Genomic DNA, 25,653 nt, shown 5'->3' on the forward strand with positions numbered 1-25,653 from the left:
AAATAGGTCGGGATTAAAATGTTGCAGTCAGAGGTTGCATTTGGCGTTCAGATGCCAAATACTATAAAAGAAATATTTAAAAATGTACCCAAAAAAGAACAAAAAGGTAGCAAAGGTAAGGCGGACAGCCACCGCACCGCCCAACCAAAAGCTTACGGCATAATGGCAGGACAAAAAAGGTGGCTTCGCCGAGTTGTTGTGTGTTGCCCTGCCACCCTTCGGGACTTATTCCGTTTCCTTTTGGTTTTTCCGCCTGTCCGCCTTGATTGAATGCCTTTCTTTTTTTTCTGTTTTTTTCTTTTGGAAACAATTTTAAGAGGGAGGAACGTACTACCCACCAGCACACCACTATCAAAACAACGGCTTGTGCTTTTCATTATAGATTTCCTTAATCAACTCTCCGAACTCCTGAAAATGGTATTCGACAATATTGTCCAGATACGCATAAATCGTGAGCTTGTCGATACCTATAATGTTGGTAAGCCTGTTGAACGTATCGTGGTGTTCCTGTCGTACATAGACCGATTTGCCTTTGCTTGCCGCAGTGTTCGGGATTTTAAAGAACTGTCCGCAGTAATCCTCTTTCGTCAGCTTCTTTGGCTTTGAGGTCGTTCGTTTGGTATTACTTGCAGTCGGTTTTGTATCTTCCGTTTCTGCGGATTTTTCGTCTGCGGTAAAGTCGTCCCGATGTGTTACGGTCTGCTGTTCCTGTTGGGGATTTTTCTTGTCGTTACCGATAATCATTTCCATAAAATCCTGTTCTTCGGGTTGCTGTTTTTTGTTTTCTTCTTGTATCATACCTATCGTTTTTAATATTATATCAGATTAGCTGTCTGGTTAGCTGAACAGTCAGTTGTATATACTGCTGTACCTATCCACCTGCATACGCTTAATTAACTGTTTCATTAGCTGAAAAATCCGTAATTCATCTGCAATCAATCACGCAAGTTTGCTTTTGGGATTTATGCTGTTTGGTTACTTCATTAAGACTGTAACCAATCAACCAGCTAACCATACAAAGGAAATAAAAGCAATCCCAATCCGTATAAACGTGGCAGTCAGTGGCACTATTTGGCGTTCAAAGTCACGTTTGTAAATCGCTGTTATTCAAATAGTCTTCCCGAAATTTGTAAACGGAAGTGGTTGGTTTCTTCGGCTAACTCCAATCCGTTTGCAAAACGGATTTTTCTGAACCCCTGTTCAGAGCAAGTTATCTTTTGAGGTACTCGAAATAAATTTCCGTACCTCAACAGCACTTGCCCTTGCAGGGGGCTGAAAACCGCTCCGTAGTCGCAGTTTAGGTTTAACATTAAAATGGATTTATTATGGAAGAAAAGAACAGAAAACAGATTAAGAAAGCAGGAAGGAAACCAAAGATTGATCCTGCGGTCAATCGGTATTCCATTAACCTGAATGCAGAGGAAAACGCCAAGTGCCTTGCCCTTTTTGACCAATCGGGGATAAATGTAAAGGCACATTTCATTACGGCTTGCATCTTTCAGAAGACGGTAAAGACCGTAAAAATTGATATGAATGCAGTGGAATACCACGCAGAACTGACCAGATTTTTCGGTCAGTTTCGGGGAATAGCAACCAATTACAATCAGATTGTAAGGTTATTGAACGCCAATTTTTCAGAGAAAAAAGCATCTGCGTACCTCTATAAATTGGAAAAACAGACGGCAGAAATGAAAGAATTGTTGCTAAAGGTTTTAATTCTTACCGACAGATTTGAAAAGAAATACCTGAATAAAGAGTAAAAATATGATTGCAAAAATCGGAAAGGGAAGCAATATGTACGGAGCGATTTTGTACAATCAGCAGAAAGTGGACAGGGAAAACGGAGAGGTTTTGTTGCTGAACAAAATACCCGACACAATAAACGGCAGGTATTCCGTAGCGTATTTTAATAAATGTTTTGAGCCGTATTTGTCTGCGAACATCAAAACGGAAAAGACGGTACGGCATATTTCATTGAACCCCGACCCGAAAGACAGGGTAAGCGATGAACAATTTACGGAAATGGCACAGGAATATATGGAACGTATGGGCTATGGCAATCAGCCTTATATTGTTTTTAAGCATACGGACATTGACCGAACGCATATCCATATCGTTTCGACCTGCGTGGGCATTGACGGAAAGAAAATCCCCGATGATTACGACCACCCACGTTCAATGGCTATCTGTCGGGATTTGGAGCAGAAATACAACCTGCACAAAGCCACCGAGCAGGAGCAGAAACAAGCCGATAAGATTTTCAAAAAGGTAGAACAACAAAAAGGCGACATTAAAAGTCAAATGGCTTCGGTGGTACGGCATCTGCCAAAATATTATCAGTACACAAGTCTTGGAACTTACAACGCTTTGCTTTCATTTTTTAATATTATGGCAGAAGAAGTTAAGAGCGAACGGAACGGCAAGCCTGTACACGGATTAGTTTATGTGGCATTGGACGAAAACGGAAACAAGGTAAGCAATCCGTTCAAATCATCGCTGTTCGGGAAGGATGCAGGGATTGCGCAACTGCAAAAACACTTTGAGCAGTCCAAAGAGAAAATGAAGACCAACCCTGCAAGGTCTGTCCTAAAGAATACCGTTGAATTGGCTATGCACACCACAAACAGCGAAAGGGAATTTAAAAAGCAACTTGCAGAACAGAGCATTCATACCGTTGTAAGGCGTAACGACAACGGACGGATTTACGGAATAACCTTTATTGACAACGGTAGCCGTACCGTTTGGAACGGTTCACAGTTAGACAGAAACCTTTCAGCAAATGTATTCAATGATTGGTGGAACAACGGAACCAAACCTGAACTAAAAACACAGGACAACCATCTTTCAAATACAACCACAATAGACGATTTACCGACGAAGAACCTTTTTGAGTTTATCCTACAAGAACATTCGTCTAATTTCGATTTGGGATTGTTCAGCCTGTTACCCGATGCACAGGGCGTGGATTACGAAGAAGAACAGTTTGCCAAACGAATGAAGAAAAAGAAGAAAAAAGGGAGGCGATTGTAAATATGCTTGTTGATTTTGAATGCAGAAAAAGAAAAGTAAATCTTTCAGCTAAAAATTTTGGCATCAAAGACAGAATAACTAAATTTGACAAAAATTGACAACTTTAAATTGACTATATGCAAACGATAGGCTTGACGTTTAAAAACATACGTGAGGAACGAAAACTGTTATTAGAAGATGTAACAAAAAAGACGGGTATAAACAAGACTTTGTTAAGCAGAATTGAGAATGGGAAACGCTTGCCAACAAGAGAACAGGTAAACCAACTATGTAAATATTACAAGGCTGAAAAGAACGAAATTATTGTTCAATGGCTTAGTGATAAACTTGTTTATGAAGTACAAGACGAAGATTTTGCGTTGCAAGCGATGCAGGTTGCAGAAGAAAAAATTAAATACGGAACCAACGGGCAGAATCATACGAACGGCTTTGTCTTATCACTAAAGGGGCATAAGCACAAAAGAAAAATCAACGACTTTGTAAACAAAGTTGTTCAAGGAGATTGTTTGGAAGTAATGCAATCCATCCCCGATAAATCAGTAGATATGATTCTTTGTGATTTACCTTATGGCACGACACAAAATAAATGGGACTCTGTTATTGACTTGCAAAAACTTTGGGCGGAGTACGAAAGAATCATAAAAGATAATGGGGCGATTGTTTTAACATCACAAGGTATTTTTACGGCAAAGTTGATTTTGAGTAATGAAAAATTATTCAAGTATAAAATCACTTGGATAAAATCGAAACCAACTAACTTTTTGAACGCAAAAAAACAACCACTTCGCAAGCACGAAGATATTTGTGTTTTTTACAGAAAGCAACCGACATATAATCCTCAAATGACAAAAGGCGAAGCATACGACAAAGGAATTAGGAAAGACCAATACACTGGAAGCTACGGAGATTTTAAGCCAAAACACGTTAAAAGTAACGGTGAACGCTATCCGAATGATGTAGTGTTTTACGAAGAACAAAATATTGATGATTATGTATATGTAAAAACAGCCGAATCAGAGGGGATTGTTTATCATCCGACACAAAAACCAATAGAATTAGGGCGCTACTTAATTAGAACCTTTACCAATCCAGGTGATATTGTTTTAGACAATGCTTGTGGAAGTGGAAGTTTTTTACTTTCTGCCATCTTGGAAAACAGGAATTTTATCGGAATTGAGAAAAACGAAGATGTATTGTTGCACAAAGTACAGCCTGTTGACTATATCAAAGTTTGCACAGACAGAATCGAAGAAACATTAAAACGAAAAGAAGTTGAAGAATCAACATTGCTCCTTTTCAAAGAACCAATAGCAAAGTACCACACACTGAATTATAAATAAATATGGCAAAAATCAACTACAACGAAAGAAGCTGGGCTATTGATGTAATCAGTGAGATTAATTTATTCCTTGCTAACAAAAGATGGCACTTTAAAAGTGCGGGAGGGGAAAGTACAATTAGGAACGAAAAATCAAGTTTATTCCCTGATGTTCTGATTTTTAAAGACCTTACCAAAGAAATTATTTTACAGGGTTGGGAGCTTAAAATGCCTGACACGCCGATAAATGATGTAGAGTTAATAAGTAATGCCATAACGAAAGCAAAAATTCTTCAAAGGGACAGCTTTATTCTTTGGAACGTAAAGAGTGCGGTTTTATATGTAAAGAATGGAGAAAACTATTCTATATTAAAGACATGGAATGATATTGCTATCAACACTCGTTTAGAAGTCAGAGCAAATGAAGCACTTTGGAAGACACTTCTACATACAATTCTCCAAGATTTAAACAATTATTTTGAATCGGGAGATATTTCTGAAGATGCACAAGGCGATATTCTATCCATTGATAAAGTTATTGATGTTGTACTTGAAAATATACCGTCAACCGTTGAAAACATACGGAACAAAACAAGAAGAAATGCAAGACTTGATGCTCAAATAAATAATTGGTGGCTTTCATCTGCAACTGAATATGGTTATAATCCGACATCGGCACGAGATAAATCTAACAAATTTCCAACCCTATCGAAAGTGGTTTTGACGGACTGGGTTTTTAAAATCGTCTTTGCCAATGTCCTTAAACGACATTTTAATGAAGCAAGAGCTATTGAAACTGTTGATTATGACACGACAGTAAATGAAGCAAAGCAGGTAATTGCAGGAATATCCGAGCATTGTAATTTTTGGAATATTTTTAGCGACAACCTTGCTATTGAATTGATTTCAGATACAGCTTGGAAACAAATAGTACAATTAAACTTATTCCTTTCGACAATTAATATTGACGGTATTGAAATTGAGATTTTACACAATTTACTGCAATCATCAATTGTTTCTGCCAAAAGAAAGGTTGCAGGGCAATTTGCAACGCCTAAAAAGTTAGCTGACCTACTAACGAGATTAACCATTAATGACAAAGAGGGTATTGTAATAGACCCTTGTTGCGGAACAGGAACGATTATAAAACAAGCATATTTACTTAAAGAAGAATACGAAATCGCTCAAGACAGTATTCTTGAAAGTATCTGGGCTTCTGATAAGCATTCTTTTCCTATACAGTTATCTACACTGACTTTAGCCAAGCCTGATAACATCGGCAGGGTTTTGAATATTTTCAGAGCAGATGTAATAGACTTGCAAACAGGGCAAACGGTTACTTTTAAAGACCCTAATAATGGTAATGATATAGACAAGCGTCTGCCTCGTGTCGATTATGTTGTTTCCAATCTGCCTTTTATAAAAAGCAAAGAGATAGAAGTACTGAATCCGAACATTACGGAAATAAATGGTGTAATCCAAGCTCAAACCAATACTCCCAAATCATTGAGTGGCAAGAGTGATATATTTGCCTATATACCTTTTTACTTGCACAATATTTTGTCAGATAATGGTAGGATTGGTTTAATTCTTTCAAATGCTTGGCTCGGAACAGATTATGGAGAAATATTTTTAGAGTTAGTTCAAAAATACTTTGACATTGATATTGTTGTTATTTCAGGAAAAGGTAAATGGTTTCATAACGCAGATGTTGTCACAACTTTTCTGATAGCGACTAAGAGAAACCCTGCCGAGCCTGAAAACATAGATAGGACTATTTCATTTTGTACATTAAAAGAAAAAATTGAGGAAATAGATGATATTAAGCAATTGAGCAACAATATTATTCTTGAAACAGAATCAGAGCAGGTTAAAATTCAACCTTATTCATTAACTCAAATCAGGGAATTAGAAGAAATTGGAGTGCCTTGGTGCGGTTATTTTGCCAATCTAAATTGGCTTCCAATCATTGCTGATAGACTTATTGATTCTAATCAAATTTTTAATTTTACACGAGGAGAAAGGAGAGGTTGGAATCCTTTGTTTTATCCAGCAATAGGGCACGGAATAGAAAATGAATATATACAACCTGTTCTAAAAAATCTAAGAGGTACACCATCCTTAACTTGTGTGGCAGAGGTAGAAGCTTTTTGTTGTTCACGAAGTACTGAAGAACTTGAAGCATTAGGTCATACAGGTGCGTTAAATTGGATTAGGTCATTTGAAAATCAGGTAAATGAAACAGGCGTTCCTTTGACTCAATCATTACGTAGAGCAAATATGTATTGGTATGAGATGAACACAAACAATATGGCTGACTATGTTGCCAATGTGAATTATGATAAAAGCTTATTCATCGCTCGATTTGAGACACGTTCATTTATTGACCAACGAATGATAGGTTTTTCTATCAAAGAAGACTATCAAGCCGAAAACAAAACTCTTTTCCTTGCACTTTTCAATAGCATACTTAGTATGTTCTTTATTGAAAGTTTTGGTTTTGGTAGAGGATTGGGAGCTCTTGACTTAAGAGCAACAAAGTTTGAAAGGGATTTCAAAATCCTTAATCCTAATTTATTGAACAACGAGCAAAAGGCGGAAATTATAAACGCCTTTCAACCAATTGCACAAAGAAACCGATTGCCTTTGGAGCAAGAGATTTTACAAGAAGATAGAATTAATTTTGAGCAAGTATTATTCAACACTTACGGAATTGTAGAGTATTACGATTCCATAAAAGAATCGCTGTTACACCTCTACAGAATAAGATTTGCTGTTAAAGATTAAATTGATATGGCTGATATGATTAATGAATTGGGCAATAAAACTGTTACTATCTATTTCGATAGTCCAATGTTATTTGAAGCAAAAAATATCAAACCTTTGGGTGGCATTACGGGCTTGTATTTCATTTTCAGTTCAACAATTCAAGTGCAATATCCTTTTGACAAATCAAAGTTGCTGTATATCGGAATGAGTGAAAAAAGAACAAATAGCATAGGAAGCCGTTTAATTGGACACTTTGAGGGCAAATCAAAAAATGTTGGATTGGTAAATTACAGAAAGGTTGAACCTCTTTGGTTTACTTATATCAATATTGAAATGCTACGAGATATTTGGAATTTCAGAGTTGAAGATTTAGAAAGTTATTTCATTCTGAATTTTGTAGAACATTATGGCGTATATCCAATTTGCAACAACAAAACAGGATTTGAGATTTTGAATAATACGCTTACGACAGATTTTAAAATTGATTGGAATTACTTCAAATAAAGAACAATGGCAGAAACAAAAGTAAAATCGGGCAAAGAAATTTTAGATGATTTTTTCAGAGAAATCTCATCTATTGAAAACGTTGATAAAACGATTGCCGAAAGTTTGGCAGAATTATACACCAATGGCAAATTAACCGACAAAAACGTGGTTAATGAGTTGCAAAAAATCCGAACCGACAATGATAACGAAAATTAAAAGCATAACGATAGCGGGAATCAGAGGCATACGAGATACGATTTCATTACAGCTTAATGAAAAATCTGTATTGCTTTATGGCGATAATGGAACAGGAAAAAGTAGCATTTCTGATGCCATTGAGTGGTTTTATACAGATAAGGTTTCTCATTTATCGGGTAGTGAAATAGATTTAAAAGATGCTTTACGAAATTCATATCAAAAAGATACCGACACCTCTTCTACTACTATTTTATATAATAAGAATGTAATTGATGCTACAAAGAATTTGTTTAGCAAAAGAGGAAAACTAATATCTGAAATATCTAATTCGTCCGATGATTTTCAGAAATACTATTCCGATTCTCAAAGTGAAAATTTATTACTCAGATATCAATTTTTGCGTGATTTCATTGACCAAACCAAAGGTGATAAACTAAAATACTTATCAGATATTATCGGTTTTTCGGAAGTGACCAAAACGAAAGACGTTTTAAGAAAAGCATTTAATTCAATTAAATCAGAGATAAAAATCCAAAACTTTGAGGCACAAATCAACAATGAAAAACAAACGTTAATAGCCAAAATTGGTGCAGCAGTAAGTCAAGAAAAAAATCTTTTTGAAAAGATAAATGAGATTATAGAGCCCTTAAAAATAGGAATTATCGTAAACACCATTGAAGATATTGACAAGGTTTTAAATCACATCAAAAAACCTGCAAACACCAAACAAATAACAGAGCTTCAATTTTTAGAAAATACCAATACAGCACTTTCAACACTTAAAGGCGAAATATCGTTTATTGACCGAGAATATCAGAAATATTTTACTGAGTTCAACAAAATTGCCGAAGATGTTCAAAGCATAATGCAAACATTTTTGGCAGAACTTTTAAAATCAGGAGAAACTGTTATTGCTAAGAAATATCACAAAGAGGATAATTGCCCATTATGCTTACAGCAAAAAAATCTTGAAGAATTAAAAACGGATATTCAAAGCAGGTTAAAAGAAATTGAGGAATCATCTAAAAAGAAGGTTGCTTTTGACACAGCGAAAAAGTCTGTTACTGACATTGTAGCAGAGCGATTGAAACGACTTGAAATAGTTGCTAATAATGCTTTGTTGGCTGAGCCTGAAAATGAAAGTATTAAAAAGGCAATCAGTAGTTTAAACGATAAACTAATCGAATACCAAAAATCAGCCAATGAAAAAGTTACATCGGGAAACAAATTACCTGCAAACAGTACTTTGATTTTGGCAGAAGATGATTTCAAAATTCAAGAGCAAATTGCTGAAAGACTTGAAGCAATACAAACCGCAATAAAAAACGATAAATCAACCGAGCTTTACGCAAACATTTCGGCTGCAAAAGACGCCTTTTTGAGAATAAAACGCTTTGAAAAAGACAGGAGCAAGTTGGAGTATCAAAAGAACTCTTTAGAACTTATTTATAATGAATTTGTAAAACGCCAAAAAGAGGGATTAGAAAGTTTCATTAATGCGTTTTCTTCATACATTAACGACTTCTATCAATATATGAATCCTAATGAACAATTCCACGAAATCAGGATTGTAACCATTGGTGAAGATGATGAACTAAACGGAATTACAATTGAATACAAATATAATGACGAATGGGTTTCGCCACCCCAAAAGTATTTTAGTGAATCGCACTTGAACTGTTTCGGAATTTCATTTTTCTTGGCTTCCGTAATCGCTTTTAATAAGGAAAATAAATTTATTGTTTTAGATGATGTTATATCAAGCTTTGATACCACGCATAGAAAACGCTTTGCTGATTTATTGTTTGAAAAGTTTGCAGATTATCAATTTATTCTTTTGACACACGAGGCGGAATGGTTTAGCTACGTTCAGCAATTAGCGAAACGAAAAAGTTGGACAATCGGAGAGATTAAATGGTCAGAAGCAAAAGGAACACATCTTGAAGAAAAACCAAACGACCTTAAAGAATTTATTGAACGTGAACTTGCAAACAGTTCGGTTGAAACACTTGGCAACCCAATACGAAAATATTTGGAAGCCAAATTAAAAGACATCTGTTTGAATTTAGACGTAAAAGTCAGTTTCAGACTAAATGAGGTCAATGAAAAGCGAATGCCCGATGAATTATTGAATGAATTAAAATCAAAAATCAATAAAGCAGGCGGACAAGACATAAAAGCGAAAGTTCCCGTTATTGAACGTGTTGCAAATTCTTCTTTACTTGGAAATTTACTTTCACACGATAATCCGTTTAATCCTAAAATTGGAGATTTAAAAGCGTTTTGGGCTGACATAAAAGAGCTTGAAAGCATATTTTATTGTCAGGAATCAACTTGCACAAGACCAAAAGTTTCAATAAAAAACTATGATAATGTCGCAAAGAAAATTAGATGTGGTTGTGACACTACAAAATATGAATGGAAATAGTTTACACATCGAGATATAAAATTTATTCTGTGTTTTAAACGGCTTTTTATAATGTTTCGTGACTTAACGAGGTTAGCCGTTCCAAATCCTCCAAAAAATGTTTCGAGATTTGTTCGGTTTCGGCTACGAAAAGGCAATAGTTTAAAAGCTATTGCCTTTTTGCTTTTCAGTACTTTTCTTTCTTTTCAACACAATAGTTCTTCAATCCTCTTCCTTAGCACAGTTTTAACAAAAAAGAACCAATACTAATTTGGTGCGTTTCATACAAACAAAACAGGCCCCGACAAATATCGGAGCCCATCTTCTATCTTTAAATTATTTTATTCCTTTATTGTTTCAATTTACTGATTAGCCAATTAGTAGCTTCCCCTCTTTGAGAAGGGACTGTGTTATGTCCTGTTTCTTTATAAATAGCCAATTCCTTGGGTGCCGTAATACCATTATATGCCGCATACATAGATGTTGGCGGACAGGTTTCGTCATTAAATCCCCAGCTATAAAAACCCGGAACAGTCAGTTGCTTTGCAAAGTTCACTACATCATAATACTGACAGGTTTCCAGTTTTGGTGGTGTATTATTCAGCACTTTATTATACGCATTAAAATAATGTGGCCACCCACCTGCTCTATTAAACAAATATCCTGTCACATCTGAAAGCGCTGGATAAAATGCTACCAAATATTTCACTCTTTTATCTAAAGCTGTTGTAACAATGGACAAGGCACCACCCTGGCTTCCTCCTTGTACGGCAAGATTTGTTCCATCATATGAAGGATGATCCACCAGATAATCTATTGCTCTGATACATCCTAAATAAACTCTTTTATAATAAAAGCTATTCTTATTATCTAAGTTAAAAGAAGGATATCCGGCAAGAGCTCCGGTTCTTAAATCATTATAAACTTCAGGGTTAAGATTAACCGGAACACCATGTATACCTATCTCCAATGTTATAAATCCTTTTTCTGCCAAAGCGATATCTCCATTGTAAGGTCTCACCCCTGCCCCAGGAACTTTTAGTACCGCAGGATATTTCCCTTCCTTTTTGGGAACACATAAAATACCATATACCCTGGAGGCCCCTATATTCTGCAGATTCAACTGATAAACATCAACTGTTGCGGTTGATCGTTCTTTAAGCAATTCCAGCTTTGCATCCACAGGCACTTTCTTTAAATCTTCTATTGCTTTTTGCCAGAAAGAATTAAAATCATCAGGCATAGTAACAGTAGGTTTAATTAATTGTGGCGCAAAAGCAGCAGTTGCCAGACTCTTTACGGTTTTTCCACCTGCTTGTGAAGTAACAGTCATTCTTAAAAAACCAGGTTCTGCTAATGAGTTTGCCTCAATAACTATTTCTCCGTTGGTTAACACCAGATTTTCTGTTTTAATAGCTGGCATTTTTTCCGGACCAATCTCGTATTTTATTTTAACGTCCTTTGCCGGTTTACCATTTTGCATGGCGGCAATCTTAAATTTTGGTTTTTCTCCCACACTATAAACCCAATCAGGTTTATCGGCTGTAACCGAGATAGTAACTGCTGAATTTGTTTGTGCATTTAGGTTTTGTACAAAGAAAAGACCTGTTAACCAAATAAAGATCAGGTTTGAAAGGAGTATTCTTTTATTCTTCTTCATTGAGTTTGGATTGATTATTAAGTTATTTATGGTTTTCTAAGTTAATAGTTTTGTTTCTATAATTCTAAACTATATTTTTCAACTATTCTATTACTAGTTTTTGTACATACTTCCCATCTACGCTCAACAGGTAGATACCTGCAGCCACTTTTTCAGGTAGCTGTACTGTATAAGTATTACTTCCATTTCCTGGAATCAGGCTTTCAAATACTTTGCTACTGTTTAAATCTGCAAGGATGACGTTTATTGTGTTATTTTCAGAGGTTGTTTTTATGGTAAACTGATTGTTTTTTATCGGGTTAGGATAAACCACCACATCTGATTTTGTTGTTACTACCACGTTTACAAATTTTATCCCTAATATTTTTGTCGTTCCGTTTATATCTGTCTGGCTAAGTTGATAGTAATTTACTCCCGACACGGGGTTAGTATCGGTAGTATGGTAACTAGCTCCTGTCGTACCTTTTGACTGTATCGCTTCTATTTCCTCATAGGTAATTCCATCTGTACTTCTTTTGATTATAAAACGGCTATTATCTTGTTCTGATGCAGTTTTCCAGTATAGACCCACTGTACCTGTAGAATTAAGCTTTGCTTCAAAATCTCCGGCAAGAGTTACCGGAAGGGTACTCACCCCTTTTAAAACACGAATAAAAACTCCATTTACATCTGCCACTACCAAATCTTCTTTAGTTCCCCTATCTAATATGGTTAACGAACCGGGACCATCTAAATAACCTTTATTACTTTCGGTTGTTACAAATCCATCATCCGGAACAAGAAGCAACGTACCTGAATTATTTAAACCGCTACCTAAAGCCACATCTCTGGCTGATACCATATTTAAAGTGATATTTTTTGCGTCTTTATCTATAGCTGTAATTTTTGCCCCGGTAATTTTATTATCACTACTCGACCTTACATACATACCTACACCAGCATTATCCAGCATATCTGTTATGCTAGCATGTGATGAACTCATATTCATCTGCACAACATTGCTGCCCTGAACCAGACTATAAAGATTATTAGCTCCCAATGTTAATCTTGCTCCAGAACCTGCTACTACTTTAATATTTGTTCCGTCTTCTGTACTGTACAAAGTATGGTTGCTTGTATTCGTAAAATAAACATTATTATTTTTACCTATGGCAAGTCCTCTTACCTGATCTGTTGCAGGTGCTTTAGCAGCAAATACAGATATTGGTGAACTTGCAGTTATATCTCCAATGACTGTTTCTATTTTTAATATCCTTTTATTATTAATATCTGCTACATACAGATTATCTTCCGTATCAAAAGCAAGACCTATCTGTACATGATCTGTTTGAAGTGTAGTTGAAAAATCCAATTGCGAAGTTTCTGCCGTACTACCTAAAATATTTCCTGCAGTTCCATTGCCAGCAATATTAGTAATGCCTGTAGCAAAAACCAAGGTAGTGCCATCAGGTACCACATCCGAAACATTACGGGCCGCACCAGTGTTATTCACCAACGTAATCGTATTTCCACTAACATCTCCTATATAGGAAAGTTCTTGAATATTAAGTCCACCAACAAAGTCGCCTGCTTTCAAACCACTGGCATCTTCCAATTCAATGCTATTACCTACATTAACCTCTCCCGAGACTTTCTTTTTAACTATCGAAACCTTTATTATTTTATGATCGTCTCTGTTTGCCATATAAAGATTACCTTTACTATCAAACGCTAAGCCTCTTACCTGCCCTCCAAAATTGTATGTAGTTCTCATTGCGGCCCCGTCTACAAAATACTGTTCGCCGCCTCTTATAAAGGGAATGGTTTTAATATCTGTTGTAAGAGTTCCCACCGACTTACCGGAATAATAACCTGCAGATACAGGAGTACCGTCATTCTTCCAGATAATCATATTGACACGGCCTAAATTATTTGCAGAACCTCCCTGATAAAGAAACTCACTGTCTTTATCAATAGCTATCCCTCTTACTCCTCCACTGAGGCTGGAAAGCTGAATAATGGTAATATTATTCTGCCCATCATCTTTTCTTAATATTCTGTTGACAGAATTATAGGCAACTGCTACATTATTATTTTCGTCTCTTACCACAGAAAGCGGGTTTACTTTAGTTCTAAAATACTCTGCGCCTGTACCTGTAGTACCTTTCAGTATCTGCCCTGTTACTGTTTCAACAAAACTCCCGGTGTTAAAATCTCCTGTAAACAGAGATTCAAAAGTTACCTGTGCTTTTAGAAATTGGTTGTTCAACAATAGAATTGCAACAAAACCAACATTTTTCAATGTTTTTAGTAATAATTTTTTCATTTCACATAGTTTAATTGATTATCTAATTGGGTTAATTAATTATTCAAATTGCTTCCGATCTTCACCTCAAACGTATAATCATGATTAGCAGCCAATGAACTTTCAAACCCTACAACAGTACTGCCGGGATTTTCAGCATCATAATCAGTTACAGGTGCTGTTGACCATGTTTTAGCCTGTACAGCTTGTGATGAATTTATTTTTAAATACACGATTTTGCCTTCCTGACTAAGCTTAATAGTACTATTATCAATAATTTCGGGTGTAGCTTTGGTCACCATCTTCCACTTAAATGTTGCCGCCTTGTTATTAGTACTTACCTGATCGGTCACCAACAAATAGTCTTCATTAATCAATACAATCTCCCTTTCGGCACTGCGAAGGTCATTTTTAAACACGTCAGTCAATTTTAACCTTGCTCCTCGTTTGGCATCGGCATCAAAGATTTCAGTAATGGTCGCTTTGCCATTTACCAAATGTTTATTCCCATTAATTGTTAAGGTATTATGGAAATTATTATTGAGCCTTAGTACATCCCAACGTTGGGAATTCTGTGACATATTCCATAAGTCTACACCTTTACTTTCTAAAGTATTGTAACTTTGAAGACCTAAATCCAGAGCCCATCTTATACCCTTTGTCTCAAATACAAAAGATCCGGCATCCATATGTCCATGGTTTGCCCCAGCATAACCTCCTTTAATACCTACATAAATATCATTAGCGGTTCCCCATCCTGTTCTTACCATAGCTACCGGTACATCGCCGTAACCAACATACATTTTACTGGAAGGGGCGGCAGATTGCTGACTAAAATCATGCTTCATTCCAAACATTAACGCTAGTGGCAACAAACGCTCTTCTTCGTAAGTTTTAATATATAATCCCCCATTTTCTATAAGTCTTCTTTCGTTAAAAATAAGTCTGGGATCATTCGCTTTATGTGCAAACCAAAACATTGCCGGATTGGGCGACTCGTTATTATAACAATCGGCATAGTTGAAACAAAGTCCGTTTGTACCTGCCATATACAGCATATAATTGGCTGTTTGCATAAATCCGGGACTACTTTGTAGATTTCCATCTGTTCCCAAGGCACTTTCCAGAGCAGCAGAAAACATTACCTGATAAGTTGTTCCATAAGCCCAATACATATAACCCTCGGGGTAATTACCAGAAGGCACATAAGTTGCTAAAGGAAGTTTTATGGAATTATGAGCTCTTTCTATAATATTTACGGCTTCCTGCTTGTTACTTTCGTATATCGCTAAAGCCGCATAAGTCAATCCTGTGTTACATACCTGATTCCAGTTACTGGACGCAGTTAAAAACCATGCATAACTACTGTTATATGAGGGCTGAAAAGCTTTTTCCTTTAACGCTTTACGTATATTATCTTTTGTTTTTATTGATAAATTGTGATAAAGCCAGTCGTATCCTATAGCAACCCCTGTAGCCATTTCTCCGATATCTAAAAAATGAGAAGGATTCCAGTCTGTGAAATCACAAACTGCATTTATTTCCTGTTCGGCTCTTACCAGATACCTATTATCACCTGTCATCCTATAAGCGTAAGACAAATAGAATATTCTTTTTAAAGCCAGTCTGGATACACTTAGTAAACGCTTCCCGGTAAGCTCCCATTCTACGGGATTTGCAGTAAGTACAGAATTACAATAGGTGATTATTCTGTTATGAACAGCTGTAAGGTCTGCATTGGCTGGCAATATATTTTTTAATTCTTCCTCATCTGCTTTAGAAAATAGGATACGCGGATGATCTTTAATTCCCGAGTAATCAAACAAACCAGTCGGGTGTGGTGTACCATCGTCTCCTTGTTCATCTGCATTTGCCAACGCATTTATTTTTACACTGTATACCGTATGGTTGTTCGTGTTGGTAAAATAGAGATTACCACCTTTGCCAATAGCCATACCTCTCAGTTGATCAGTTTCAGGTGTTTTTGATACAAACACCGATATGGGTGAATTCCCTCCTATAGCACCAGATTCAGCATGTATTTTCAATATCCGTTTATTTCCCATGTCTGCTACATACAAATTGCCTGATATATCAAAAACAAGACTTATCTGTAAATGATCTGCAGCCACTGTAGTTGTAAAATCCAACTGTGAAGTTAGTGCCACACCACTTAAAACCGAACCTGACGTTCCGTTACCCAGAATATTGGTAATACCAGTAGCAAATACCAAAGTAGATCCACTATTCACCTCACTTTCAATATTACGGACTGCCCCACTACTACTTACCAGTGTGATTGTATTTCCACTAACAGCTCCTATATAAGACAATTCTTGAATGTTAAGACCTCCCACCAAATCTCCCTCTTTTAAACCGTTGGTGTTTTCCAGTACAATACTATTTCCTGTACCTGCAGTTGCAGACACTTTCTTTTTAAGTATTGAAACCTTATCCACCCTATGATCTCCACTATTTGCCATATAAAGGTTTCCCTGAGCATCAAATGCCAGCCCTCTTACATTACCTTCAAAATTGTAAGCGGTTCTTGCAGGAGCACCATTTACAAAATACAGTCCTCCACTTCTTAAAAATGGTATCGTTCTAATATTTGTTGTGGATGTCCCTATCGGCTTACCCGAATAGTAACCTACAGATGCCATGGTACCATCATTTTTCCAGACAAGAAGATTAATACGCCCTAAGCCACTTCCAGACCCACTCTGATAAAGAAACTCACTCTCTTGGTCTATAGCCACTCCCCTCACACCTCCACTAATACTGGATAAAGGAACAACAATAACATTCTCTTGCCCATCATCCTTTCTTAATATTCTATTTACCGAATTATAGGCAACAGCTACGTTATTATTTCCATCACTTACTACAGACAATGGATTTACCTTGGCCCTGATGTAATTACTTCCTGCTCCTGTAACTCCATTAACTACCCTTGGGTTACTAGAATTAGTTTCCACCAGATAGCCATCATTAAAATCTCCTGTAAACAAAGATTCAAAAGTCACCTGTGCATTAAGTGGTTGAAAACTAAAACTCAGAATCAGTAGAAGACTAAGTTTCTGTAGTATGATCACCCTATATTTACTCCAAAATAAAAAGGCTTGCGAAAATCTATCCGATTCTTGTTTCATGGTTTATATTGGTTTAAAAGTTTCAGTCAAACAAATTTAAGTTGACTGCATGTACCTCAACGGTGGATAAGTATCTAAATGAGGGGTATAAACTATCTGTTCTTGCTTTTGTATAGAACAACTACAATCACAGCATTTGCATCAAATTTAAACCATCTTAAAAAATAGAATCCTTTTGACAGATTCAAGTATCCCCCCTTAATTAAGACAATTATCCCCCTCAACACAATAGTTGATTTTTTGATATTTGTGATGTACAACTTTAAAAACCTATATTTTTAACATTCCTAACCATTCAAGAACATGTGCAAGAAATATTTTCAGATTTTCTGTTGCTTTTTATTGATTTCAATAATTTCTGTGACATTAAAAGCCCAACAAACCACAGATGAAGATATTGAAAAAGCTTTCGCCGCTATATCTGGAAAAATACAGGAAAGCCACCCAAAAGTATTTATCAATAACAGAATATTAAGCGATATTAAAGCAAGATCTGTTGGAAACCTTCGTGATGATTTTGACAAAATGAAAGACAGGATAGACAAGGACATGAAAAAGCCTATTGTATTTGTAGACCTAAAAATCACTGATGGTACACAAAGCAAAGATCACGAATACGGACTTACTGCTTCTGACGCTGCATTGATTTATCTTGTTACCGGAGAACGCGAGTATTTTGAGTACACCAAAAAGATATTAAAAAAACTTGGAGAGTATTATAACTTGCGAAACGAACAAAAACTGAACATACATTGGTATGCCTATTCAAGAATTTGTGCTTTAACCGCTTACGATTGGATATATAGCGATTTAACATCTCATGAACGTGTCGAAATTGGCAGACCACTATTATACGCTATCAATACAATGACCCATCTCAACGGACGAAAACCTTTTCCACGCGAAAACACGGGTACCTATAAAACAGGTTATTATGGTCCTCCTGTTCTGGCATGGTACACCGGTTTGGTTTTTTACAAAACGGGGATTGACGACAATCTAGCGGAAGAGTTACTTAAAAAAGGATTTCAGGAACATTGGAAACTATTGAAATACCGTCAGCATGTTGCTGGCGATGACGGAGGTGCTTCAACAGCGGTAATGGAATATGCCATTCAGGCTTATCCTTGGGTTGAATTCAACTTTTTCCATTCCGTAAATTCAGCAACCGGTATAGATATATCTCAGCAATGGACATTTCCACTAGATTTTTTGTATTACGTGGCCTGGAACTGGTTACCGGGTGCCCGCCATTTTGGTTATGGTGATGTTGACCATTTTAGCAATAAATTGCCGTTAAGGCACATGCATATTCATTTACAGCAGCTAAAACATTTTTATCAGGAAAAACACCCTGAAGCCATGTCTTTATTAAACTGGATAGCCGCTAAAACACAACCGCAAAGTGCAGACGCTATTCCCTTTGCAAAATATCTGCTAAAGGATAAGGTTCAAGATTCTGATCAACAGTCTTCTAGTACAGAAAGCTTACCTAGCATGCCTTCTGCTATGTTTTTCGAGAATATGGGACAGATTTTTATGCGTTCGGGAGCAGGAGATAATGACACATATGCACTTTTTTCGGCAGGGGGAATACTTGATCAGCATCGCCATTACGATAATAACAACTTTGTAATTTATAAAAAAGGGTTCAGAACGGTTGATTCAGGCACAAGACCTGAACCCGGTCAGCATTTAACCCATTACTACTGCCGCACTGTTGCCCACAACTGCATCCTTATCAGAATGCCTGGAGAACAATTCCCCGCATATTGGGGCGGACCGGCAAGTGCAGAAACACCATTACCTATTCCTAACGATGGTGGACAACGAAAAATCATAGGCTCAAAAGTTATAGGATATAGCCAGAACAATCAATATGTCTATATAGCTTCAGATGCCACAGAAGCCTATCATAGCAATAAAGCTACTACCGTAATCAGGCAATTTGTATTTATCCAGCCGGACATATTCGTTGTTTTCGACAAAGTGGTTTCTAAATCAGCCGATTACCCAAAAACGTGGTTATTACATACTATTTCTGAACCAAATATTATTAAAAACAATGAGTTTTTTGAAGAATCTAACGGTGGTAAATTATTTTGCCGCACCGTATTTCCAAAAGATGGTGAGCTTACAAAAATTGGAGGAAGGGAAAAACAATTCTGGTCTGATGGTAGAAATTGGCCATTGCCAATATTAACTCCCGACGACTGGAATTACCGAAAAAGCAGAAGCAAGGTTCCTTTGGATACCATTCCTTTGTTAGGACAGTGGAGAGTTGAAGTTGCTCCAAAAAACCCAAAACTTAAAGACAGTTTTCTACACCTTATACAGGTTGGCGATACCGGACAAAAAAGTATGACATCCTCCACTTCAATAGAAGAGAAAGGTAAGAAGGGCATTGAATTTAGCTATCAGGGAAAATCTTACCGGATACTTTTTTCAGACGAGGAAACAACCGAGGGCAGCATACGCATAAGTAAAGGAAAAAAAATCCTTTTGGAAGAACCTTTCAGTACTGAAGTAGAAGCACAAAAAAGCATATTTCAGAGTAGTCAAAAAAAAACAGGAATAAAATAATTACTATAAAACTATAATATATAATGAGAATTAATACAGCAGCAAAACATTTGCAACATATATGTTTAACAAGTGCAGCAGTTATATTGATGGCCGCCTGTTCAGCAGACAATAAAAAAGAAACTACTTCTCAAACCTACTACTTCCCCGAAGGATATCTGGACGAGGCAGATCAAATTCCGTCTTTTTGGATAGCCTCCATAGACGAAATAAACAACTATCTGAAAACTAAGGTAAAAAAAGGCAAGGTAGAAACTGTGGGAACATCTGCAGGTGGGCGTCCTATTTTTTCGGTTTCTTATGGCAGTAAAAGAACAGGTAAAGGGACAACAACTTTCTCAGGATCGTTAGGGGTTTACGACATTGCTCCTTACAGAGGAAAAGATAATGACAAACTGGTTTATATGGCCTTAGGTGGAGTACATGGTTTTGAATTGGAAGGTATGATGGGCGTTATCAACATGATTGAGGTTTTTGAAACCGGAAAAGACCTGAGTGGAAAAGAACGGCCGGAACTGGCTTCCATGCTCGACTCCATAGATAGAATTGTACTAATTCCCCTTGTTAATCCTGACGGCAGAGCCCGCATTCCTATACGTATGGAAACAGATAAGGGGGTTGATTCTCCACAATCATTTACAGTTCATGAGTACCTGAATACCGGAGGTAAAAAAGACGGAAGCATCATCGGCTGGCCCGAGGTAAAGGAATTCATACCCATGAACTTTGCTGATTTCGGCTTCCCTGGAGGTTATCCAAATGACAATGGAGTCAACATTATGCATGACGATTTCTTTGGAAAAATACAACCCGAAACAAAAATGCTATTTGATATAACCGCCGATGAAAAACCTGATCTTATTATGAATATGCATACTGGTGTACCCAAGGATAATTATTTCATGCAAATTCACAGACCATTTTCTGAGCCCGAATTACAGCCCATATTTGAAATACTCTACAGAAAAATTAAAACAAGCTTAACACTTAACAAGTTACAGGGCACAACAGACGTTGCAGTTGAATCTGCCCCACCAACAGGAATGAGCCGTTACAATTTAAGTACTGCCTTAAATTTACATTGTGGTGCACTAAGTGTGGTTATCGAATCTCCGAGTCATGGTTTTCAGGGCACCAATCTTGCCGGAGCTCCTACTGCTCACACTCCTGAAATGCTTCTGAATGCGCAAATCATCGCACATCTGGAATCTATGAGGTTTTTAGCTGAAACAGGTGGACGCAGTAAATGGCAAAAAGATTTCTTTAAATAAGATTTTGATATACGACAAGTTGTATAATACCAAAATAAAAACAGACATATCGAAACTTAACCGATATGCCTGTTTTTTTATGAAATAAATTTGTCCTATTTAACTACAAACTCAAAACCTGCAACCCTAAAATCTCCCGATTCGCTCGTATTAAAAAAAGACAAAAATTCTGAATGGTTCTCCCCTCCTTTTAAAGAGATACCTAAGCTTGAAATATCTACAAAATCCCTACTATAGTTTGGGGTTATCTTAACATTCTGCACCACTTTCTTATCACTCCCTTTATATATCATCATTTTCCCCGGAATTTGTCGGTTTACAATAGTACAAGATTCCGCTTCCCCTAAATAGGTAAAGGCAATCTTTGTTAATTCGAACTTAACAGAAGATGGGATCTCTTTTAAGTCAAGTCCCAATATATATCCTTCATTTTTATTAATCCCAGGACTTTCGCCTCCTTTAACCCCTAATTGCCCATGTCCAGACCGATCTATACCTGCATTAACAATTTCTGTGGATGTAATTCTTTTAGCATCAATCCTAAAATTGAAAGATTTACCATATAAATTTTTAATATCTGTCATTCCATAAGGTATCCAATCGGGAGTTTCCAGCGGCTCCAAAATACCAGAACTGGTTATTCCAAAAGGAGAAATATCATAATAAAGTCTATCACCATAAGATGCCGTATTAGGACTGGGTGCATCCAGAATAAATGTGTTTTTGTTAAGTAATACCTTTACTTTACTTTCTGTACCTTCTGTAAAAGTTACTATAAACTTCCCTTCTTTATTTGCTGGAATTTTCGCATCAAACCCTAACATCATTGTCTCTCTGTTCTGTTGATTATATTCACCATATTTATAATCCCCAAACTCGCTTTTATATTGTCCTGGGTTTTCTGATGGCCTTAAAACTAATTTAAAAGGGATATTAGCACTAAACTTCAGAATCATTGTTTTTTCCTTCTGAGTAAGTTTAATGGTATTTTTATCAATAATCTCAGCAGATGCCTCTGTCACCATGTTCCATCTTAAATCTACTGGTTTAGCACTCGTTTCAACAACATCTTCTATTCTAAGATAAGATTCATCTACAATAACTGCTTTTCTAACAGCTGATTTCAATTCATTATCAAGGTTTAACACCGATGTCAGATTTACCTTAGCCCCCAGTTCTTTACCGCTGTTAAAGGTTTCTATAATTTCTGCCCGACCATTCACATTGTGGCGTTGATTATTGATAGTTAAAGTATTATGATTTAAATTATTGTAGCGAAAAACATCCCATCTTTGTGAATTCTGTGACATATTCCAGAGATCAACTCCTTTGGATTCCAAAGTAATGTAGCTCTGTAATCCAAAATCCATTGCCCACCTTAATCCTCCGGTATCATAAACGAAAGTTCCCTGATCCATGTGTGCATGTGCATCAGCAGCACTACCTCCTTTAATTCCCAAATATTTCCCGTCTTTGCCCCAACTTGTCCTTACTATACTAACAGGAGTAATACCATACCCGGTATATATTTTCTTAGAAGGTTCTTTTATTTCAGAAAACACAAGATCTTTCCCAAAGATTAGAGCGTTCGGTAATACTCTTTCTTCATCTGAACTTGTGGCTCTAGTATACGCCCCATTCCTAATCAAGGGTATTTCATGATATATCAATGCAGGATCCTTTAGCTTATTTGCATACCAAAACATAGACGAGCTGGCCGTTGCAGCCCTCCCATTATCATAATAGTTGAAATAATGACCTGACGGACCTGATGCAAATAACATATAATATCCCGAGTCCATAAAGCCTGGCGCTTTAGACAAGTCTTTATCAGAACCTAATGCGCTTTCCAATGCCGCAAATAACATAATCTGAAATGTAGTTCCGTAATTCCAGTAACCTGGACCTTCCGGGTAATTTCCATTTGGTGCGTATGCCTTGAGAGGTAGAATATTTGATTTTAAGGCTCTCTCGATAATGGCTATAGATTGCTCTTTTTCATTTTCCATAATGGCCAAAGCACCAAATACTAAACCTGCATTACACACAGAATTCCAATTGTTATGCGCATTCAGAAACCACCCATAGGATTTTACGTAAGACGGCGTAAAAGCTTTTTCCAGAATAGCTTTACGGATATTTTCCCGGGTACTCTCCTGTAAATCATCATACAACCAATCATAGCCTATAGCTACAGCCATACACATTTCTCCTACGTCCAAAAAATGCGATGGGTTCCAACTTTCAAAACCACAAACAGCATTAAGTTCCTGCTCTGCTCTTTTAAGGTATTTAATGTCTCTTGTCATTCTGTAACTGTAAGACAAATAATATATTCTTGTCAGTGCTTTTCTGGAGACAGCAAGCAACCTTTTACCCTGCATTTGAAAAGTCAAGGAGTTTTCTTTAAGTATATTATCAGATATCTGGTGTATATAAGAATCTATCTTTTTAAACTCAGGGTTTTTCTCAATAGATGTTTTAATAGCTTTTTCCTCATCTTTGCCTAGTAAAAGTCTGGGATGTTCCTTTATTTGTGAGTAATTATACGATTCTGGTTCCTGTGCTTTTACATGAAGGCAAAAAACCAACATACAAAGAACAAGAGCAGTTTTTAAAATGGAGTTATATCCGTCAGCAGTTTTTTGATCTTTCTTTAGAAACATACTATTTTATTTACTTGTTTATTTCGTTACATAATAAAATACAGAAAGGGTTTTAAAACCCTTTCTGTATTTTTAAATCTTATTTTGTTACCATCCGCCTGCTCTTTGTTTAAGACTATGGTTCAAAAGTGTTTCCTGCAAAGGATAAGGCAAAAGAAGATGTTTACTTCTTTTGAAATTAACACCTGGTTCTAAAAAAGTTAAATGAAACTGATTGGTACCGTTAAAAGTAGGATAACTACTAATAGCATTATTTGTTTCCGCTAACTTCTCTTCTAACAAGTTCCATCTTATCAAATCCTGTTTTCTAAGCCCCTCAAAGCACAGTTCGCGTAACCTTTCATCAACAATTTCCTTAAAGAAATCGTTGTGATTTGTACTACCTGTATAAGGACTCAATCCTGCCCGCTCTCTTACCTTATTTAAACTTGCTACTGCTATAGATGTTGCATCTGTAATTCCATTCCGACCGCCAATTATGGCTTCTGCATGCATAAGCAAGACATCCGAAAACCTCAGAATAGGAAAATTGATACTTGTAAAGTTCGGGTCGGTTTCGGAACCGGGAGTATTATTAAGGATAACATAAGGTGCATCAACAATAGTTGTACTATTTTTTAAGGCTGTAATATTTACAGGTTCCCACCTTCTGAATTTTCCAATGCCATATTCCGCATCTAAAGGATTATCAAAAATATACCTCATCGTAAATTTTTGCGTGGAGGAAGAAAAGTTATTACGATATCCGGCAATACTCCATGTTCTACGGGTATCTTCTATAGAATAAGCATTATAAACAGGAACTCCTACATTTATGTTAGCAAAACCACGTGGTATATTTGCTGTTCCAACAAACTCAACACCGTTAATATTTCCCAGTCTTCCGCTTACATTTATGCCCATACTATATAAATTACCAAAAGAAATCTCGAAAAGTGACTCTTTAAGATCATATCTGTCCTGCAAATAATTTATAAAGTGGTTCCTATAACTTTGTGGATCTACTGAATAGGGCACTATACTATGCCAGCCATCATTAATAATAATTTCGCACTGCTCTTTTGCTTTATCAAAATATTGTTGTGGATTTTCAAAGTAACAATTTGCATCGTTATCTGACAGGTAAGGCTGAAAACCTCCCATTTTCAAATACAAACGAGCCAATAATCCATGAGCAGCCATTTTATTAGGCTCCCCTGGAACATATTTAGCGCTATTAGCATGTTCCAGATGTTCTGCGGCAAACAGAAAATCTTTTTCTACTTGTTTATAAACATCAAATACCGGAGATGGAGGAAAATCATTGTCTTTCTGTGATGTACTGGGCTCTAACCTTAAAGGAACAGGGCCAAACCAGTTGGCCAGCGTAAAATAGCAAAAAGCTCTTATAAAACGGGATTTAGCTAAAAAACTGTTATACTCATTAGCAGTGAATAAATCGGGTTTTAAATTCTTTTCAAACTGATTGGTTAATTGAATACAGGTATAAAATGTTAACCACATATTCTTTATTTCGTCACTTGATGGTGTAAACGCATATTTTGCAGAATTTCTAACTGCGCCTGTAGAGTTTGTATATGTCTCGTCTGTCCCAGCCTCCAGCATCACATTGAACTGGTATCCATATAAATCTTCTTTTGCTAGCTGGCTATAAATCCCAGACAGTGCCAACTTTACTTCTGCTTTAGATGAATAGAAAGACTCTACTTTCCACGAAGATTGCGGATCCAAATCCAGAAAGCTTTTACAACCCGTAATGGTAAATACCATTAATACCGCTACAGTGAAATAATTAATATTCTTTTTCATTGTATTATATTTATATGCCA

Annotated in this window: 16 protein-coding genes; 9 read left to right on the plus strand and 7 right to left on the minus strand. The window is 36.5% G+C overall.

Going from position 1 to position 25,653, the window contains the following annotated elements:
• Positions 1 to 351 precede the first annotated feature (351 nt).
• Together ACFSAH_RS06695 and ACFSAH_RS06700 are read right to left on the minus strand one after the other, a co-directional pair.
• Positions 352 to 798, minus strand: coding sequence for a DUF3408 domain-containing protein (locus ACFSAH_RS06695; protein ID WP_379661937.1), 447 nt, complete (start codon positions 796 to 798; stop codon positions 352 to 354).
• Between the two features lie 305 nt (positions 799 to 1,103).
• Positions 1,104 to 1,310 carry a hypothetical protein gene (locus ACFSAH_RS06700; protein ID WP_379661938.1) on the minus strand — a complete coding sequence of 69 codons (207 nt, stop codon included), beginning with the start codon at positions 1,308 to 1,310 and terminating at the stop codon, positions 1,104 to 1,106.
• 15 nt (positions 1,311 to 1,325) lie between these two features.
• Here ACFSAH_RS06700 and mobA point away from each other — a divergent pair, with 15 nt between their 5' ends.
• From mobA to ACFSAH_RS06735, 7 genes are all read left to right on the plus strand, one after another.
• Positions 1,326 to 1,760: a conjugal transfer protein MobA gene (mobA, locus tag ACFSAH_RS06705; RefSeq protein WP_379661939.1), complete on the plus strand. Its 435-nt coding sequence runs from the start codon at positions 1,326 to 1,328 to the stop codon at positions 1,758 to 1,760.
• A gap of 4 nt (positions 1,761 to 1,764) precedes the next feature.
• Positions 1,765 to 3,030, plus strand: a complete 1,266-nt coding sequence (mobB, locus tag ACFSAH_RS06710) for a conjugal transfer protein MobB (protein WP_379661940.1) — start codon at positions 1,765 to 1,767, stop codon at positions 3,028 to 3,030.
• Positions 3,031 to 3,146: 116 nt separating this feature from the next.
• On the plus strand, positions 3,147 to 4,370 hold the full coding sequence (locus ACFSAH_RS06715) for a DNA methyltransferase (protein ID WP_379661941.1): 1,224 nt from the start codon (positions 3,147 to 3,149) through the stop codon (positions 4,368 to 4,370).
• A gap of 2 nt (positions 4,371 to 4,372) precedes the next feature.
• Positions 4,373 to 7,135, plus strand: coding sequence for an N-6 DNA methylase (locus ACFSAH_RS06720; RefSeq protein ID WP_379661942.1), 2,763 nt, complete (start codon positions 4,373 to 4,375; stop codon positions 7,133 to 7,135).
• 6 nt (positions 7,136 to 7,141) lie between these two features.
• Positions 7,142 to 7,621, plus strand: coding sequence for a hypothetical protein (locus ACFSAH_RS06725; RefSeq protein ID WP_379661943.1), 480 nt, complete (start codon positions 7,142 to 7,144; stop codon positions 7,619 to 7,621).
• Between the two features lie 6 nt (positions 7,622 to 7,627).
• Positions 7,628 to 7,819 (plus strand): hypothetical protein, encoded by a 192-nt coding sequence (locus ACFSAH_RS06730; protein ID WP_379661944.1) that lies wholly within the window; start codon positions 7,628 to 7,630, stop codon positions 7,817 to 7,819.
• A complete protein-coding gene (locus tag ACFSAH_RS06735) occupies positions 7,803 to 10,229 on the plus strand; it encodes an AAA family ATPase (protein ID WP_379661945.1) in 2,427 nt (808 codons plus the stop codon). Before ACFSAH_RS06730 ends, ACFSAH_RS06735 begins: the two co-directional genes overlap by 17 nt.
• 328 nt (positions 10,230 to 10,557) lie before the next feature.
• On the opposite strand, the gene ACFSAH_RS06740 is transcribed toward ACFSAH_RS06735, so the two are convergent.
• The 3 genes from ACFSAH_RS06740 to ACFSAH_RS06750 form a co-directional block, all read right to left on the minus strand.
• Complete coding sequence (locus ACFSAH_RS06740; protein ID WP_379661946.1) at positions 10,558 to 11,868, minus strand: acetylxylan esterase; 1,311 nt, start codon at positions 11,866 to 11,868, stop codon at positions 10,558 to 10,560.
• 82 nt (positions 11,869 to 11,950) lie between these two features.
• Positions 11,951 to 14,173 (minus strand): hypothetical protein, encoded by a 2,223-nt coding sequence (locus ACFSAH_RS06745; protein WP_379661947.1) that lies wholly within the window; start codon positions 14,171 to 14,173, stop codon positions 11,951 to 11,953.
• Positions 14,174 to 14,208: 35 nt separating this feature from the next.
• Positions 14,209 to 17,304, minus strand: coding sequence for a heparinase II/III domain-containing protein (locus ACFSAH_RS06750; protein WP_379661948.1), 3,096 nt, complete (start codon positions 17,302 to 17,304; stop codon positions 14,209 to 14,211).
• Between the two features lie 360 nt (positions 17,305 to 17,664).
• On the opposite strand from ACFSAH_RS06750, the gene ACFSAH_RS06755 reads away from it, so the two are divergent.
• A complete protein-coding gene (locus ACFSAH_RS06755; protein WP_379661949.1) occupies positions 17,665 to 19,887 on the plus strand; it encodes a heparinase II/III domain-containing protein in 2,223 nt (740 codons plus the stop codon).
• 23 nt (positions 19,888 to 19,910) lie between these two features.
• Complete coding sequence (locus ACFSAH_RS06760) at positions 19,911 to 21,158, plus strand: M14 family zinc carboxypeptidase (RefSeq protein WP_379661950.1); 1,248 nt, start codon at positions 19,911 to 19,913, stop codon at positions 21,156 to 21,158.
• 95 nt (positions 21,159 to 21,253) lie between these two features.
• Here ACFSAH_RS06760 and ACFSAH_RS06765 read toward each other — a convergent pair whose 3' ends face one another.
• Positions 21,254 to 23,824 carry a heparinase II/III domain-containing protein gene (locus ACFSAH_RS06765; protein ID WP_379661951.1) on the minus strand — a complete coding sequence of 857 codons (2,571 nt, stop codon included), beginning with the start codon at positions 23,822 to 23,824 and terminating at the stop codon, positions 21,254 to 21,256.
• Between the two features lie 87 nt (positions 23,825 to 23,911).
• Entirely contained in the window at positions 23,912 to 25,633 is a 1,722-nt protein-coding gene (locus ACFSAH_RS06770; protein ID WP_379661952.1) for a RagB/SusD family nutrient uptake outer membrane protein, read from the minus strand.
• Between the last annotated feature and the right edge of the window lie 20 nt (positions 25,634 to 25,653).

It is taken from the genome of Pseudopedobacter beijingensis (assembly GCF_042678145.1).
Classification (GTDB): domain Bacteria; phylum Bacteroidota; class Bacteroidia; order Sphingobacteriales; family Sphingobacteriaceae; genus Pseudopedobacter; species Pseudopedobacter beijingensis.

Excerpts from the sequence above, each read along its gene's own strand:
- ACFSAH_RS06695 (WP_379661937.1), bottom strand. The coding sequence starts at position 798 with ATGATACAAGAAGAAAACAAAAAACAGCAACCCGAAGAACAGGATTTT.
- ACFSAH_RS06700 (WP_379661938.1), bottom strand. The coding sequence starts at position 1,310 with ATGTTAAACCTAAACTGCGACTACGGAGCGGTTTTCAGCCCCCTGCAA.
- mobA (WP_379661939.1), top strand. The coding sequence starts at position 1,326 with ATGGAAGAAAAGAACAGAAAACAGATTAAGAAAGCAGGAAGGAAACCA.
- mobB (WP_379661940.1), top strand. The coding sequence starts at position 1,765 with ATGATTGCAAAAATCGGAAAGGGAAGCAATATGTACGGAGCGATTTTG.
- ACFSAH_RS06715 (WP_379661941.1), top strand. The coding sequence starts at position 3,147 with ATGCAAACGATAGGCTTGACGTTTAAAAACATACGTGAGGAACGAAAA.
- ACFSAH_RS06720 (WP_379661942.1), top strand. The coding sequence starts at position 4,373 with ATGGCAAAAATCAACTACAACGAAAGAAGCTGGGCTATTGATGTAATC.
- ACFSAH_RS06725 (WP_379661943.1), top strand. The coding sequence starts at position 7,142 with ATGGCTGATATGATTAATGAATTGGGCAATAAAACTGTTACTATCTAT.
- ACFSAH_RS06730 (WP_379661944.1), top strand. The coding sequence starts at position 7,628 with ATGGCAGAAACAAAAGTAAAATCGGGCAAAGAAATTTTAGATGATTTT.
- ACFSAH_RS06735 (WP_379661945.1), top strand. The coding sequence starts at position 7,803 with ATGATAACGAAAATTAAAAGCATAACGATAGCGGGAATCAGAGGCATA.
- ACFSAH_RS06740 (WP_379661946.1), bottom strand. The coding sequence starts at position 11,868 with ATGAAGAAGAATAAAAGAATACTCCTTTCAAACCTGATCTTTATTTGG.
- ACFSAH_RS06745 (WP_379661947.1), bottom strand. The coding sequence starts at position 14,173 with ATGAAAAAATTATTACTAAAAACATTGAAAAATGTTGGTTTTGTTGCA.
- ACFSAH_RS06750 (WP_379661948.1), bottom strand. The coding sequence starts at position 17,304 with ATGAAACAAGAATCGGATAGATTTTCGCAAGCCTTTTTATTTTGGAGT.
- ACFSAH_RS06760 (WP_379661950.1), top strand. The coding sequence starts at position 19,911 with ATGAGAATTAATACAGCAGCAAAACATTTGCAACATATATGTTTAACA.
- ACFSAH_RS06765 (WP_379661951.1), bottom strand. The coding sequence starts at position 23,824 with ATGTTTCTAAAGAAAGATCAAAAAACTGCTGACGGATATAACTCCATT.
- ACFSAH_RS06770 (WP_379661952.1), bottom strand. The coding sequence starts at position 25,633 with ATGAAAAAGAATATTAATTATTTCACTGTAGCGGTATTAATGGTATTT.